Below are 13,294 nucleotides of genomic sequence, written 5' to 3'. Positions count from 1 at the left end.
GATTTATGCTGCTTGATATTTCCATCGAGAATCTCGGTGTGATCCCGCACGCCTCGGCTGAGCTTGCCGACGGTCTGACCGTGCTGACAGGCGAGACCGGCGCAGGTAAGACAATGGTTGTCACCGGGCTGCGCCTGCTTACGGGTGGGCGTGCCGACGCATCCCGTGTGCGCACCGGGGCAGAGCAGGCACTCGTGGAAGGCAGCTTCAGTACCGAGGCACTGCCGCAAGACATCCGCGAGGTAATTTCCGGCATCGTTGATACCGCAGGTGGCCAACCCGATGAAAACGGGGAGTTTTTGGCCTCGCGGTCGGTGAAAGCGACTGGCCGTTCTCGCGCACACCTAGCTGGTCGCAGTGTGCCGGCAGCAACGTTGGCCGAGTTTTCTGCCCAACTGTTAACCATCCACGGCCAAAATGATCAACTTCGCCTTCTCGCACCGGAGGAGCAACTCGCTGCGTTGGATCGCTTCGACCCTGCCATTGCCCCCATTCGCAGCGCCTACACTGAGGCGTTTTATACCTGGCGGGCGCACGTGAAAGACTTGAAACAGCGCACTGAGAAGCGCCGCGAACTAGCACAAGAAGTAGACCGGCTTCAATTCGCACTAGATGAGATTGCTGCCATCAATCCAGTTGCTGGGGAGGACGAACAATTATTGGTAGATATCCGCAGGCTGCAAGACGTGGATGCGCTGCGAGAAGCAGCACAAACAGCACTCGGGGCAATCGACGGGCCGGAAGCAGTCGGTGGCTATGGCGAGGACGACGGAGCATCGGCACTTGCAGGTCAAGCAGAAAGCGCTCTCACCCACAGCAGCGACGATCACCTCAAAGAGCTCGGCGCTAGGCTGAGTGGCGCAACAGCAGTACTGGCCGATGTGGCGGCGGAACTTGGCAGTTACCTTGCGGATCTACCGAGTGACCCAGCAGGGCTTGACGCCCTTTTGCAACGCCAACAAGAGCTCAAAACACTGACGAAGAAGTACGCACCCGACATTGCAGGTGTTGTATTGTGGCGCGACAAAGCAGAGCAACGCCTGGCCAGCATCGATACCTCAGCCGAGGCCCTTGACCAGTTGAAGAAGATGGTGGCGCAGTCTGAGCAGATCATGGTGGAGAAAGCAGCGGCGTTGTCTGCGGCACGTGCTGATGCCGCCACGAAGTTAAGCGCGGCCGTGACCGAAGAACTGCACGGGTTGGCAATGCCGAAAGCGCGGCTTGAGGTGGTCGTCGAGCAGCACAAGTACACCCGGGACGGGGCCGATGCCGTCGAGATGCGTCTGGCCCCAAATTCTTCCATGGAGGCGAAGCCTTTGGCATCGAGTGCGTCAGGTGGTGAGCTGTCGCGCGTGATGTTGGCTCTGGAAGTGATTTTATCGGCGACGTCGACCGGCACCACGCTGGTCTTCGATGAAGTCGATGCGGGAGTGGGGGGTCGTGCTGCTGTTGAAATTGGGCGCAGGTTGGCTCGATTAGCCACGCACAATCAGGTGATCGTCGTAACGCACTTAGCGCAGGTGGCTGCGTATGCCGATACGCACTTACATGTGGCGAAAAACGTGGGCGATGAGTCGGTGACATCCGGGGTAAGTGCCTTGGACAACGACGAGCGAGTTGAGGAGCTCGCGCGAATGATGGCGGGGCTAGATGACACTGATACTGGGCGTGCACACGCCACGGAGTTGTTCCAGCGGGCGCAGGCCGAAGTCGCGGAGATGCGAGGCTCAACCCCGGTTGAAGGTTATTGAAGGTTAGAGACGAGGTTTTCCGCGCGCCTTCGCCACTTGAAAGCTTCTACCGGCAACAATAGTGCGCATGAGTAGCAAGATCACCAGTACTTCTGACCAACCCGGTCTGCACGGCGTGCTGCGCGACTGCACCCCACAGGGTAAAGGTCTGAAGCGCTTGAAGGCCGGCGACATCGTTGTGATTGATGCGCCGGACCTAACACGCAGGCAAGCACAGGCACTAGTCGATGCCAAACCGCAGGCCGTGATCAATATTGCTAAGTTTTCTACCGGTGCTATTCCCAACTATGGGCCACACATTCTGCTGGACAGTGATGTCGCGCTGTATGAAAACGCCGGAGCTGAGCTGCGCTCGGCCTTCCGCGACGGCAAGAAGGGTGGCATCACTGCTGACGGAAAGATCTTCGTCGGCAAGAATACAATCGGCCAGGCGTCTGAACTGGTACGCGCTGCTGCAGACACCAACTTTAATGAGGCGCAGCGCCATCTGGTGGACCACATGGAGGCATACTTTGGCAATACCATCGAGTTCATCCACTCTGAGGCTCCGCTGCTGATTGACGGGGTCGGCGTACCAGATGTAGGTACGGTGATGGACGGACGCAAGGTGCTCGTGGTATCTCCGGAACTTGGGCATCGCGACCAGGTGATCAAGCTGCGTAACTTTATCCGTGAGTACAACCCAGTGCTGATTGGCGTGGCCGCTGCCGCAGACACACTGGCAGATTTGGGCTACACCTTGGACTTCATCGTGGGCAACCCGAAGGAGGTCGCCTCGGAGACTCTGCGTGGCGATGCCCGCGTGATTCTGCCGGCGGACCCAGACGGGCACGCCGATGGCTTGGAGCGGATCCAGGATTTGGGTGTGGGGGCAATGACGTTCCCGTCGGCGCTGGATAATCCGATGGATTTGGCAGTTTTGCTGGCAGTGTTCCATGACGCGCAGATGGTGGTTACCGTTGGTGAACGCATGGACTTGGATGCCATTTTCGCGAACCATGAACATGCCCAGCCAGCTTCTCTTCTGACGTGGTTGAAGGGCGGCGGGCGCATCGTAGATGCTGCTGTTATTGAGAATCTATACAACGTCAACTCCGGCCGCGGTGTGGCTTGGGCGTGGGCCATTCTGGGTATTTTAGTGGCCGTAGCTGTGGTTATCCTCGTGGTGGGTGTGGGTGGCGATGACACCTTCACTAACAACCTCATCAACACCTGGAATTCCATCGCACTGACGGTTCAGAGCTGGTTCAACTAGCCGCAGCCACGCACTGCAGGTGTGGAGAAAGAGAGACGATAATAATGGCAGGGAAGAAAACCTCCCGCAGCGGCTGGCTTGTCACCGGTCTCGGATTCGGTGTTGCCGCAGGAGTTGCCCTTGGCACTTTGGTGTTGGCCCCAGCAATGGGGGACATTGGTGGGACGAGCGTATCGACGAGCGCCTCCGGCCACGGCGATTCGAAAGAACCGGCCGAGGATGCTGCTGGTGCGCGACAAGCCGAGATTGCTGCGGCGCAGGCAGATGCCGCAGACGGGCTGGTTCAAGGCGTTGGCGAGAAAGCGGTAGCAGGTACTCTTGACCAGCGCCCAGTGTTGATGGTGGTGGCTGCGAACGCGAAGCAGGCAGACATTGATGCGGTGGCAGACCTGCTGTCCCAGGCTGGGGCTGAGGATTCGGGGCGGATTACGTTGACTGAGAAGTTCGGTGACCAGAACGAGGCGGATGAGCTGAAGTCTATTATCGCCAACACGTTGCCAGCTGGTGCTCAGCTGTCCGAAGATAATTTGGCTCCCGGCTTACATGCTGGCCAGTCCTTGGGCTCAGCTTTGCTTTACGACGATGCCGGTGCGCAACCACAGGCAACGGTAGAGGACCGGGCACTCGTTTTGCAGACGCTGCGCGAAGCAGAATTCATTGACTATGAAGACGGCACGATCTTGCCAGCGCAGGCCATCGTCATTGTGACTGGTGATGAGGACGCAACGGGTGGCTCGTCGTTTAGCGCTGGAATGTTAATAGATATGGTACGTGGCTTAGAGTCGCGCGGCGGCAAACTCGTTGTTTCGGGGCGTATCCACGCAGCGGCGGATCAGGGTGTGATTGGCCGTATACGTGCCGACGAAGAACTCAATCAGGCCGTCTCAACGGTGGACTCGGTAGACCGTGCCTTCGGGCGTGTAGCCACAGTACTAGCGGTTGCAGAGCAGTTCAATGGGGAATCTGGAGCCTATGGCGCCGCAGCAAGCGCGGAAGCCGCGTCACCCGCACTGGGCTAGGGCTACTGCAAGAGACACTAGATTGGGTATTATGAACCGTCACGAATTCACCGTTACTGATTCCGAGCTGCTGCATGACGCACCGATTCTGGCACTGCGGCGAGACACAGTGACCATGCCCGGCGGGACCACCGCGGAGCGTGAAATCGTCGAGCACTTCGGCGCGGTGGCTGTCGTGGCGCTGAGTGACAGTGGCCGCATCGCCATGGTAGAGCAGTACCGTCATAGCGTGCGACGGCGGCTGTGGGAGTTACCCGCAGGCATTCTGGACACTTATGGTGAGGATCCTGTGCAGTGTGCTGCCCGTGAACTGCGAGAAGAGGCAGGGCTTGCAGCGCAGCGCTGGGAGTTACTGGCAGACATCGTGACTTCGCCTGGTTTTTGCGAAGAAGCCGTGCGCATCTTCCTCGCCCGTGAGCTGTGTGAGGTGGAGCAGCCCGAGGCCGAGGATGAAGAAGCTGACATGCAGCTGAAATGGGTTGATGTGGACGAAGCCCGGGCGGCAGTGATGGATGGGCGGATTACTAATTCGATCGCTGTGGTCGGTATTTTGGCGGCCTCCGAGGTGGTGGCCGGGCGGCACAGCGCGCGAGATTCGCAGGTGGCTTTTGACCTGCGGCCGACGTCGATGGCTGAGCGTCGACACGCGGAAGGCATCAAACCAGATATGAAGAAGCTGTAAATGGACGTCGCTGAAATTGGGCAACGCTGGTTGGATCACTTAGCAGTGGAGCGAGGACTGTCCGACAACACATTGAGCAATTATCGACGAGACGTTCATCGTTACGTGTCGTGGTTGCGTGAGGCTGGTCTCCACGACTTGAAAGACGTGAACACCGCTGACGTCGAAGCTTATGTGCAGGATTTGCGTCGCGGTGGCGAAGGAAGGCCGCCGTTGGCGGCCTCTTCGACGGGCCGCGCCCTGGTGGTCGCGCGGGGCTTGCACAAATTTGCCACCAGCGAGGGGAATGTTCCAGCTGATGTTGCGGCGGCGGTTTCTCCTCCGTCGTCGGGCCAGCATCTGCCGGACACTTTGACCATCGATGAAGTTGCCATGCTGCTCGATGCCTGTTCTACCGAAGATCCTCTTGGTGTGCGTGATAAAGCTTTATTGGAAGTTCTGTACGGCACCGGTGCCCGAGTGTCTGAGGTGTTAGCGCTGGTGGTCGACGACGTCACTAATTCTGACGGCATTCTCACTGTGACAGGCAAAGGGGCGAAACAGCGCATTGTTCCGCTTGGGCGCCACGCTGGTGAAGCGGTAGAGGCCTACCTTGTCCGAGGCCGTCCCGTGTTTGCTACCGGGAAGTCGCACGCATTGTTTCTCAATACGCGTGGTGGCACCCTGTCTCGACAAAGTGCCTGGACAATCATTAAAAACACCGCTGAGCGCGCAGGCATCAAGAAGGAAGTGTCACCGCATACTCTGCGTCATTCTTTTGCAACACATTTACTCGAAGGAGGGGCAGATGTGCGTACCGTGCAAGAGCTTTTGGGGCATTCATCTGTGACCACCACCCAGATCTACACCCACGTTACAGCTGACAATCTCCGAGAAGTTTGGCGGATGGCTCACCCGCGAGCCTGACGCGGTACACTGCGAACACACAATTGCTTCACGTGTGAAGCTCGCACGTTGACCAACCGCCATTAGGGGAGAATTGCCGTGACCCACCGTCTTCGTCTAGGTCTTGCAGGCCTTACTTTTGCCGCTGCATGTGGAGTTGTTTTTCCTTTCACATCGGTCGCGCACGCCCAGATTCCGGAGGGGCTTGATCCTGCAGCGGTAGCTGCGATGATCCCTTCAACGATTTCAGTTCCGGCGGGCCAAACGACGTCGGTTGATGTGGGTGTGCCAGTCAATGTCTCGTTTTCTGAAGCTGGGTGGTCAATTAGTTCCGCAGGAACTGGAGTTACTGTTACGGCGCCGAATCAGCCAGGCTCGCAGGTCAGTGTGCCCGTCAGTGCGGGGGGCTACTCCGCCACAATCACCCTGGTGGCAGAGGACACCTCTGGTGGTGGTCACGCTGCGGGATCAGCTGGCGCTGAAACAACGCCGGAGCAGGTTGACCAGCCCGGCGCCGGCTCCGCCGGAGGCCACGGCGGTGCAGCAAGCTCTGGTGAGGCCGCACCGACACCCCCGCGTCAACCAGCTGCGCCTGTTGAAACAGCTCAGGCCGAGCGCATGTACTTTGACGGAGAGATCCAAGACAATGTCTTGACAGTGAGTGTCTCTGTGACCGAGGCAGTCGATCTTGCTCGCTTGGCGTCGGGGAACGCGGAGGGCTTGAAGGTACGCTACCTGGACATCAACGGCCAGATCATTGAGGGTGTTCAGCGCGATATCGATATGGGGGCGCGCACGATGACGCTGACGTACCCAGAAGGTCAGACCCCAGACAATCCGTTTATCATCGAGGTGGTCCGCGACGATACGGTCGCTAAATACATTGTCACCATCACGGCCACGAATGTGCCGGTAGCTCAGCCGAATTCGAACGGTGGCGAAACCGGGACGTACGCTGATGTCGCTCAGGGCGCGGAGGAAGCACGGCAAAACAACGAATCAAACTGGGTGTGGTGGGCGCTTCTCACCGGTGCGATCGTGGTACTCGCTGCGATTGTGGCGATCACCTTTGCGGTGCGCAAGCGTTCACGGAGGCGTCGATAAGCGTCGTCGATAAGCGTGCATCTGGCGCTTCTGTCAAGTTTTGCCTCTTGACTTTGCGGCTGCACGTCAAGGCTGGCGCTTCAGATCCCATCGACTGGTTAAGATGGTGAATAACATCGATGTCACTCGAAGTCGGCCGCGAAGGCGAGGCCGCTTCACAGCCTAGGTTTTGCACAGTCAAGGAAGAAGGTATGACGGTGAGCAAGGACGGACTGTTTGACGCTTCCGAGATGGAAGTCGGCCTGACTGGGCGACCATTCCGCGAATTGTCCCAACCAAAACCGCTTGACAAGCATGGCCCGGCGCGCATCATTTCGATGGTGAACCAAAAAGGTGGGGTGGGAAAGACCACCTCGTCTATTAACTTAGGCGCCTGCCTTGCTGAACAGGGGCGCAAGGTGTTGTTGGTTGATCTTGACCCGCAGGGCGCGTTGTCGGCGGGGCTGGATGTGGCCCAAAACGAGGAAGACATCACTGTGTATGACCTCATGTTGGATAACACCACTAGCATTCATGGGGCGATTCAGCATAGCAACGTCGCCGGTTTAGATCTGGTGCCGGCGAATATTGACCTATCGGCTGCGGAAATCCAGCTCGTTAATGAGGTTGGTCGCGAGCAGACCTTAGGCCGCGCGCTGCGTCCGGTGCGGGCAGAGTATGACTACATCATTATTGACTGCCAGCCCTCCTTGGGCTTGCTTACGGTGAATGCGTTGGCGTGCTCGCACGGAGTGATTATTCCCATGGAGTGCGAGTATTTCTCCCTGCGTGGTCTGGCTTTGCTTACTGACACTGTGGAGAAGGTGCGTGACCGGATCAACTTTGATTTAGAGATTGTGGGTATTTTGGTCACCATGTTTGACCGTCGCACCACGCATGCCCGTGAGGTGATGGAACGTGTGGTAGAGGTCTTTGGGGACCGCGTCTTTGACACCGTGATCACGCGTACCGTGCGATTCCCCGAGACATCGGTGGCCGGTGAGCCCATTATTACGTGGGCGCCGAGTTCGCAGGGTGCAGAGCAGTACCGCAATCTTGCGCTCGAGGTTATTGAGCGGACTTCCTAGAGTCAGTCTTAGAGGGAGTTGTAGTGAGCGTAACGACGACGCCCCCGGCCAGCCCGCCTGCTGTGCCGCAGGGCGCTTACCAGCCTGAGATCACCGGTTTTACACTTGTGCTTCATAATTTTGAGGGCCCGTTTGATCTCTTGCTCAATTTGATCAGCGCGAAGAAGTTGGACGTCACCGAGGTAGCTCTTGCTGAGGTGACGGATGAGTTTATCGCTTATACGCGTGCGTTGGGTGAGACTGCAGAGTTGGACGAGGTCACAGAGTTTTTGGTGATCGCTGCAACGCTGCTGGATTTGAAGGCTGCGCGTTTGTTGCCTCGTGGCAATGTAGATGATGCCGAGGATTTGGAGCTACTGGAATCCCGCGACCTGCTTTTTGCTCGTTTGCTGCAGTATCGGGCCTATCAGCAGGTGGCTGACCTGTTTGTGCAATGGCAGCAGAATGCGCGCAGGCGTTACCCGCGGGCGGTGTCCATGGAGGAGCAGTTCGTTGACCTTTTGCCGCCGGTCAGCCTCGGGCACACTGCGGCAACCTTCGCGGAGCTGGCCGCCAGTGTGTTTCGGCCCAAAGCCGCCGAGGAGGTCCGGGTGGACCATCTGCATCAGGTGGAGGTGTCGGTGCCGGAGCAGGCTGGCAAGATCCTGGACACGCTCAAACTGGTGGGGGAGGACACGTGGATGTCGTTTGCCGCCTTGACTCGAGATTGCACGCGGTCAATGGAGGTTGTCGGGCGGTTTTTGGCGTTACTTGAGCTGTATAAGGCGCGCGCCGTAGACACGGAGCAGGAGGAGGCTTTGGGCCCACTCGATATTGCCTGGACTGGTATCGATGTGGACCCCGCCGTGGTCGCCGCCGCTAACTGGTCGTAGCAGGTTTGTAGGTTGGTGATGCCCGCGGTGAGCGGGAAGCTTGTGGGGACTTAACCCACGCTGGGTTGGGACGCATTAGACTACGTGACCATGGAGTTACTCATTACACCAGACCAGCTGCGCTTCTTGCGTGAAAGGGCCGCGGTGGTGGTTTTCCACGCTTCCATGGGCCCCAATCCGCCGACGCAGGTGATGTGCGGGGCGTATGTCGCAGATCTGGAAGGCGATTTCTCCGATGCCTCGGACCCTCTCCCGCACACGGTGCCTCACCAGATTCAGGAGGTGTTTGCCTCCTACGGAGTTTCGGAAGACACACCCGTAGTCGTCTACGATTCTGACGGTGCAACGGCTGCCCGCATTTGGTGGCTTGCTCGGGTTGCCGGGGTGCGCGATGTCGCACTTCTCGACGGTGGCCTTAACGCCTGGGTATCTGCCGGGGGAGAGCTGTGTGCGCCACAAGACAAACCGGCCACGCCGGGATCGTTCTTATCGAGCCCCACGTGGAGCCTGCTGGTGGACGCTGATGAGGTAGAGCGGACCGACCGTACTGTGGTGGATGCCCGCTCGCACGACCGTTTCACCGGCGTGGTGGAGGAACCCCGCCCAGGGCTACGCTGCGGCCATATTCCCGGGTCGCGCAACGTGCCCTACACAGAGGTGTACAACCCAGACGGCACGTTCAAAACGCCAGAGGAGCTGGCGAAACTTTTTCCGGATGACCATCTCGTGTTTTCCTGTGGCTCAGGGGTGACTGCGTGCGTCGACGCTTTCGCCGCTACCCTTGCCGGAAGGAAAGATCTCGTAGTGTACGAAGGCTCCTGGTCGCAGTGGGGGAGGCCCGATTCCGGCCGCGAAATAGCGACAAAAGCGACGAGGTAGGGAGACACTAGATGAACCTGCCCATGGTTAGCCAGTTGCGTTCGCAGCTTGAGTCGATTCTGTTAGTTATCGATACTCCCGCCGCGGCAGAAACACTTGCAGCGGCGCTTGGCGCCGAGGTTGCAGACGTTCGTGATCAGCTGCGTTTGCTTTCCGACGAGTTAGACTCCCGCGGCAGTGGCATAGATTTGCGCGAGACTGAAGAAGGCTGGCGGTTGTATACGCGACAAGACAACGCGGAGGCCGTCGAAAAGTTTTTGCTCGACGGCACCCAAACCCGACTGTCGCGCGCAGCGATGGAAACGCTCGCGGTGGTGGCTTACCGACAGCCGGTCACCCGCGCCCAGGTGGCGGGCGTGCGTGGGGTCAATGTCGACGGTGTGATGCGGACGCTTTCGCTTCGCGGACTCGTCCGTGAGGTAGAGCCGGATGAGGCTACTGGCGCACACCGCTACGTTACAACGGAACTGTTCCTTGAGCTGCTTGGTATTGACTCTCTGGACAGATTGCCGGATCTTGCGCCGTTGCTTCCAGAAGTCGATTCAATCGAAGATGCCTGGTAGCATCATCACCGTTCAACAATCGCATATCGAGAGTCAAGGACTAACTATGACCCCTCCCGCTCGCCGAGAAGGCACACCGGACAACGACAAGCAAGACGACGAGTTTTTCTTGTCCAACGCGAAACCGGCGCGTAAACAGCACGTTAGCCGCCAACAGCGCGCGAAGAATGCACAAAAGAAATCAGACCATCCCTTGGCCGACAACTGGTGGGACGATGATGCCGACAAGCCACAAGGAATCCGCCTCCAGAAAGTTTTGGCCCAGGCAGGTATCGCTTCTCGTCGACACGCGGAAGTGATGATCGACAAGGGCCGTGTCGAAGTCAACGGCGAAACCGTGCGTAGACAAGGCATGCGCGTTAACCCCAACGTGGACATCATTCGCGTTGACGGTGTGCGCGTGAACGTTAATGAAGATCACGAATACTTCGTATTTAATAAGCCACGTGGCGTGCACACCACCATGATCGATGAGATGGACAGGCCGTGCGTGGGCGACTATGTTGCCGAGAAGACTGTCTCAGGGCAGCGACTTTTCCACGTCGGACGCCTCGATGCAGACACCGAGGGATTGTTGCTGCTTACTAACGACGGTGAGCTGGCCAACCGCCTGACCCACCCCAAGTTTGAGGTGTCAAAGACGTACTTGGCTACCGTGCTGGGCGAGGCGAAGAGCTCCTTGGTTCGCGAACTGAAGAAGGGTATAGAGCTTGACGACGGCCCGGCGAAAGTCGACTATGCACAGATCGTGGATGTGCACAACGGCCAGTCCCTGGTTCGGGTGGAACTACACGAAGGCCGCAAACACATTGTGCGCCGGCTGCTCAAAGCGGCTGGTTACCCGGTGCAGCGCCTAGTACGCACCAAGATGCATACCGTGCAGCTCGGTGAACAGAAACCGGGTACGCTGCGTTCTTTGAACTCTTCCGAACTGACATCTTTGTACAAGGCGGTGGGAATGTGAACCTGTCAAATATGCCTCACGGCGGCCTGATCCTCGCAGTCGATGGCCCGTCTGGCACCGGCAAGTCGTCGACCTGCCGCGCATTGGCCAAACAGTTGGACGCGAAGTATGTGGACACAGGTGCGATGTACCGCGTGGCTACATTGGCTGTGCTGCGCGCGGGGGTGGACCCCGACGATACAGCAGCTGTGATTGCTACTACGGCAAATTTGCCTTTGACGGTGTCTGATGACCCTGATTCCACTGAGGTCTTGCTGAGCGGCGACGATGTCTCTGGGGAGATCCGCGGGCCTGAGGTTACGCGTGCGGTTTCTGCTGTCTCAGCGATCCCGGAGGTGCGGAAGAATTTGGTGGAGTTACAACGCAAGCTGGCCCGCGATGCGCACCGCGCCATCGTCGAAGGCCGCGACATCGGGACTGTTGTGCTCGATACAGCACCGGCGAAGGTGTTTCTCACTGCTAGTGCTGACGTGCGGGCCCGCCGCCGTTATGACCAAGATATCGCTGCTGGACGTGGGGCTGACTATGACACGGTGCTTGCCGATGTCCAGCGCCGTGATGAGCTTGATTCGTCGCGCGCAACGTCGCCCCTGCGGCCTGCCGATGATGCCGAGGTGATTGATACGTCTGATCTGACCCCTGACGAGGTTGTGGCAGCGTTGATCTCCGTAATTGAAAAGAGCGCGAAGTGACCGAGAAAAACACGGGCCAGACCGAGCATGATGGCACGACAAACTTTGTCTATGCCTTCGGTGGTGGCGAGGAACTTGACGCAGATCAAGCCTACACCGATGAGATCGTGGAAAACCCCGGCGGTGGATGGGCCGATGAGGGCTTTGACGAAGACGATTTCGACTTCGAGGAGATGACAGAGGAAGACTGGGAGGCTCTCGACGAGCGTCTTGGCATCCTCGATCCACACCTCGTTGAAGAAGCGCTGCCAACGGTGGCTGTTGTAGGCAGGCCCAACGTTGGTAAATCCACCATGGTCAACCGCTTTTTGGGGCGCCGGGAAGCCGTTGTGGAAGACCACCCCGGTGTCACACGTGACCGCGTGAGCTATCTCGCTGAATGGAATGGGCAACGATACTGGGTGCAGGACACCGGCGGCTGGGACCCAGACGCGAAGGGGATCCACGCTGCTATCGCACGCCAGTCTGAGGCCGCGATGGCTACGGCTGACGTGATCGTGATGGTGGTGGACTCGCACGTGGGCATCACCGAATCGGACTCGGCGATGGCACACAACCTGCAGCGTTCTGACGTGCCCGTGATTTTGGTGGCCAATAAGTTTGAGTCTGATAACCAGTGGGCCGACGTCGCAGAATTGTACGGCCTCGGCCTGGGCGACCCATGGCCGGTATCGGCTTTGCACGGACGGGGCAATGCTGACGTGCTCGATGAAATTGTTCGCCATTTCCCTGCGGAACCACGCCAAGCGTCCTCGATTACGGAAGGCCCACGGCGCGTAGCACTCGTCGGCAAGCCCAACGTGGGTAAATCAAGCCTGCTGAACAAACTATCTAACTCAGACCGATCCGTGGTAGATAACGTTGCGGGCACTACGGTGGACCCGGTCGATGAAATGATTACGCTCGACCAGCGCACCTGGCAGTTCATTGACACCGCAGGCCTGCGCCGTAAGGTGAAGGCGGCCCAAGGGCACGAGTACTACGCCTCGCTGCGCACCCAGAACACCATTGAAGCGGCTGAAGTGTGTATCGTCCTCATCGACTCATCCCAGGAAATCACCGAGCAGGACCAGCGCATCATATCCATGGTCATTGATGCGGGTAAAGCGCTCGTGATTGCGTTTAATAAGTGGGACCTCATGGACGAGGACCGCCGCTACTTCTTCGACCGCGAGATTGATCTGCAGATTGACCGGTTACCGTGGGTTTCCAAGATCAATATTTCGGCACAATCGGGCAGGGCACTGCACAAGCTAGAACCTGCCATGATCGAGGCTGTCGAAAATTGGGATAAGCGCATCTCCACCGGCCAGCTGAACAATTGGTTGCGGGAAGCGATCGCAGCTAACCCTCCACCAATGAACAATAACCGCTTGCCGCGCGTCCTGTTCGCAACCATGGCGTCCACCCGCCCACCGACAATTGTCTTATTCACTACCGGTTTCCTGGACGCTGGTTACCGCCGTTATTTGGAACGGAAGTTCCGTGAGCAGTTCGGCTATCACGGTACACCGGTGCGCATCGCGGTGCGCGTGCGTGAACGCCGCAGGAAGTAGATTGT

Annotated in this window: 13 protein-coding genes; all 13 read left to right on the top strand. The window is 58.4% G+C overall.

What is annotated here, in order from left to right; translation table 11 throughout:
- Window positions 1–5: 5 nt before the first annotated feature.
- The 13 genes from recN to der all read left to right on the top strand — a co-directional run bounded on the left by recN (window position 6) and on the right by der (window position 13,289).
- Complete coding sequence (recN, locus tag CKV99_RS05725; RefSeq protein WP_092255586.1) at window positions 6–1,751, top strand: DNA repair protein RecN; 1,746 nt, start codon at window positions 6–8, stop codon at window positions 1,749–1,751.
- A 67-nt stretch (window positions 1,752–1,818) separates the two neighbouring features.
- Window positions 1,819–3,006 carry a putative cytokinetic ring protein SteA gene (gene steA, locus CKV99_RS05720; protein WP_092255583.1) on the top strand — a complete coding sequence of 396 codons (1,188 nt, stop codon included), beginning with the start codon at window positions 1,819–1,821 and terminating at the stop codon, window positions 3,004–3,006.
- Window positions 3,007–3,050: 44 nt separating this feature from the next.
- A complete protein-coding gene (locus CKV99_RS05715; RefSeq protein ID WP_092255580.1) occupies window positions 3,051–4,025 on the top strand; it encodes a copper transporter in 975 nt (324 codons plus the stop codon).
- Window positions 4,026–4,056: 31 nt separating this feature from the next.
- Window positions 4,057–4,707, top strand: coding sequence for an NUDIX domain-containing protein (locus CKV99_RS05710; protein WP_092255577.1), 651 nt, complete (start codon window positions 4,057–4,059; stop codon window positions 4,705–4,707).
- A complete protein-coding gene (gene xerD / locus CKV99_RS05705; RefSeq protein ID WP_092255574.1) occupies window positions 4,708–5,613 on the top strand; it encodes a site-specific tyrosine recombinase XerD in 906 nt (301 codons plus the stop codon).
- Window positions 5,614–5,691: 78 nt separating this feature from the next.
- Window positions 5,692–6,696, top strand: coding sequence for a hypothetical protein (locus CKV99_RS05700; protein WP_231910187.1), 1,005 nt, complete (start codon window positions 5,692–5,694; stop codon window positions 6,694–6,696).
- 197 nt (window positions 6,697–6,893) lie between these two features.
- Window positions 6,894–7,763 (top strand): ParA family protein, encoded by an 870-nt coding sequence (locus CKV99_RS05695; RefSeq protein ID WP_092255753.1) that lies wholly within the window; start codon window positions 6,894–6,896, stop codon window positions 7,761–7,763.
- A 23-nt stretch (window positions 7,764–7,786) separates the two neighbouring features.
- On the top strand, window positions 7,787–8,635 hold the full coding sequence (locus tag CKV99_RS05690) for a segregation and condensation protein A (RefSeq protein ID WP_231910186.1): 849 nt from the start codon (window positions 7,787–7,789) through the stop codon (window positions 8,633–8,635).
- A 90-nt stretch (window positions 8,636–8,725) separates the two neighbouring features.
- The gene (locus CKV99_RS05685; RefSeq protein ID WP_092255571.1) at window positions 8,726–9,514 is read left to right on the top strand and encodes a sulfurtransferase; all 789 of its coding nucleotides are present in this window, start codon (window positions 8,726–8,728) and stop codon (window positions 9,512–9,514) included.
- Window positions 9,515–9,525: 11 nt separating this feature from the next.
- Window positions 9,526–10,077 carry an SMC-Scp complex subunit ScpB gene (scpB, locus tag CKV99_RS05680; RefSeq protein WP_092255568.1) on the top strand — a complete coding sequence of 184 codons (552 nt, stop codon included), beginning with the start codon at window positions 9,526–9,528 and terminating at the stop codon, window positions 10,075–10,077.
- Window positions 10,078–10,123: 46 nt separating this feature from the next.
- Window positions 10,124–11,041, top strand: a complete 918-nt coding sequence (locus CKV99_RS05675) for a pseudouridine synthase (protein WP_092255565.1) — start codon at window positions 10,124–10,126, stop codon at window positions 11,039–11,041.
- On the top strand, window positions 11,038–11,733 hold the full coding sequence (gene cmk / locus CKV99_RS05670; RefSeq protein ID WP_092255563.1) for a (d)CMP kinase: 696 nt from the start codon (window positions 11,038–11,040) through the stop codon (window positions 11,731–11,733). Before CKV99_RS05675 ends, cmk begins: the two co-directional genes overlap by 4 nt.
- A complete protein-coding gene (der, locus tag CKV99_RS05665) occupies window positions 11,730–13,289 on the top strand; it encodes a ribosome biogenesis GTPase Der (protein ID WP_092255559.1) in 1,560 nt (519 codons plus the stop codon). Before cmk ends, der begins: the two co-directional genes overlap by 4 nt.
- The last annotated feature ends 5 nt before the right edge of the window (window positions 13,290–13,294 follow it).

The sequence above is a fragment of the Corynebacterium cystitidis genome, assembly GCF_900187295.1.
In the GTDB taxonomy this organism is placed as follows: Bacteria; Actinomycetota; Actinomycetes; order Mycobacteriales; family Mycobacteriaceae; genus Corynebacterium; species Corynebacterium cystitidis.
Note: the sequence above shows the minus strand (reverse complement) of the source record. Positions and strands in the feature narration are given on the sequence as shown.

Excerpts from the sequence above, each read along its gene's own strand:
- recN (WP_092255586.1), top strand. The coding sequence starts at position 6 with ATGCTGCTTGATATTTCCATCGAGAATCTCGGTGTGATCCCGCACGCC.
- steA (WP_092255583.1), top strand. The coding sequence starts at position 1,819 with ATGAGTAGCAAGATCACCAGTACTTCTGACCAACCCGGTCTGCACGGC.
- CKV99_RS05715 (WP_092255580.1), top strand. The coding sequence starts at position 3,051 with ATGGCAGGGAAGAAAACCTCCCGCAGCGGCTGGCTTGTCACCGGTCTC.
- CKV99_RS05710 (WP_092255577.1), top strand. The coding sequence starts at position 4,057 with ATGAACCGTCACGAATTCACCGTTACTGATTCCGAGCTGCTGCATGAC.
- xerD (WP_092255574.1), top strand. The coding sequence starts at position 4,708 with ATGGACGTCGCTGAAATTGGGCAACGCTGGTTGGATCACTTAGCAGTG.
- CKV99_RS05685 (WP_092255571.1), top strand. The coding sequence starts at position 8,726 with ATGGAGTTACTCATTACACCAGACCAGCTGCGCTTCTTGCGTGAAAGG.
- scpB (WP_092255568.1), top strand. The coding sequence starts at position 9,526 with ATGAACCTGCCCATGGTTAGCCAGTTGCGTTCGCAGCTTGAGTCGATT.
- CKV99_RS05675 (WP_092255565.1), top strand. The coding sequence starts at position 10,124 with ATGACCCCTCCCGCTCGCCGAGAAGGCACACCGGACAACGACAAGCAA.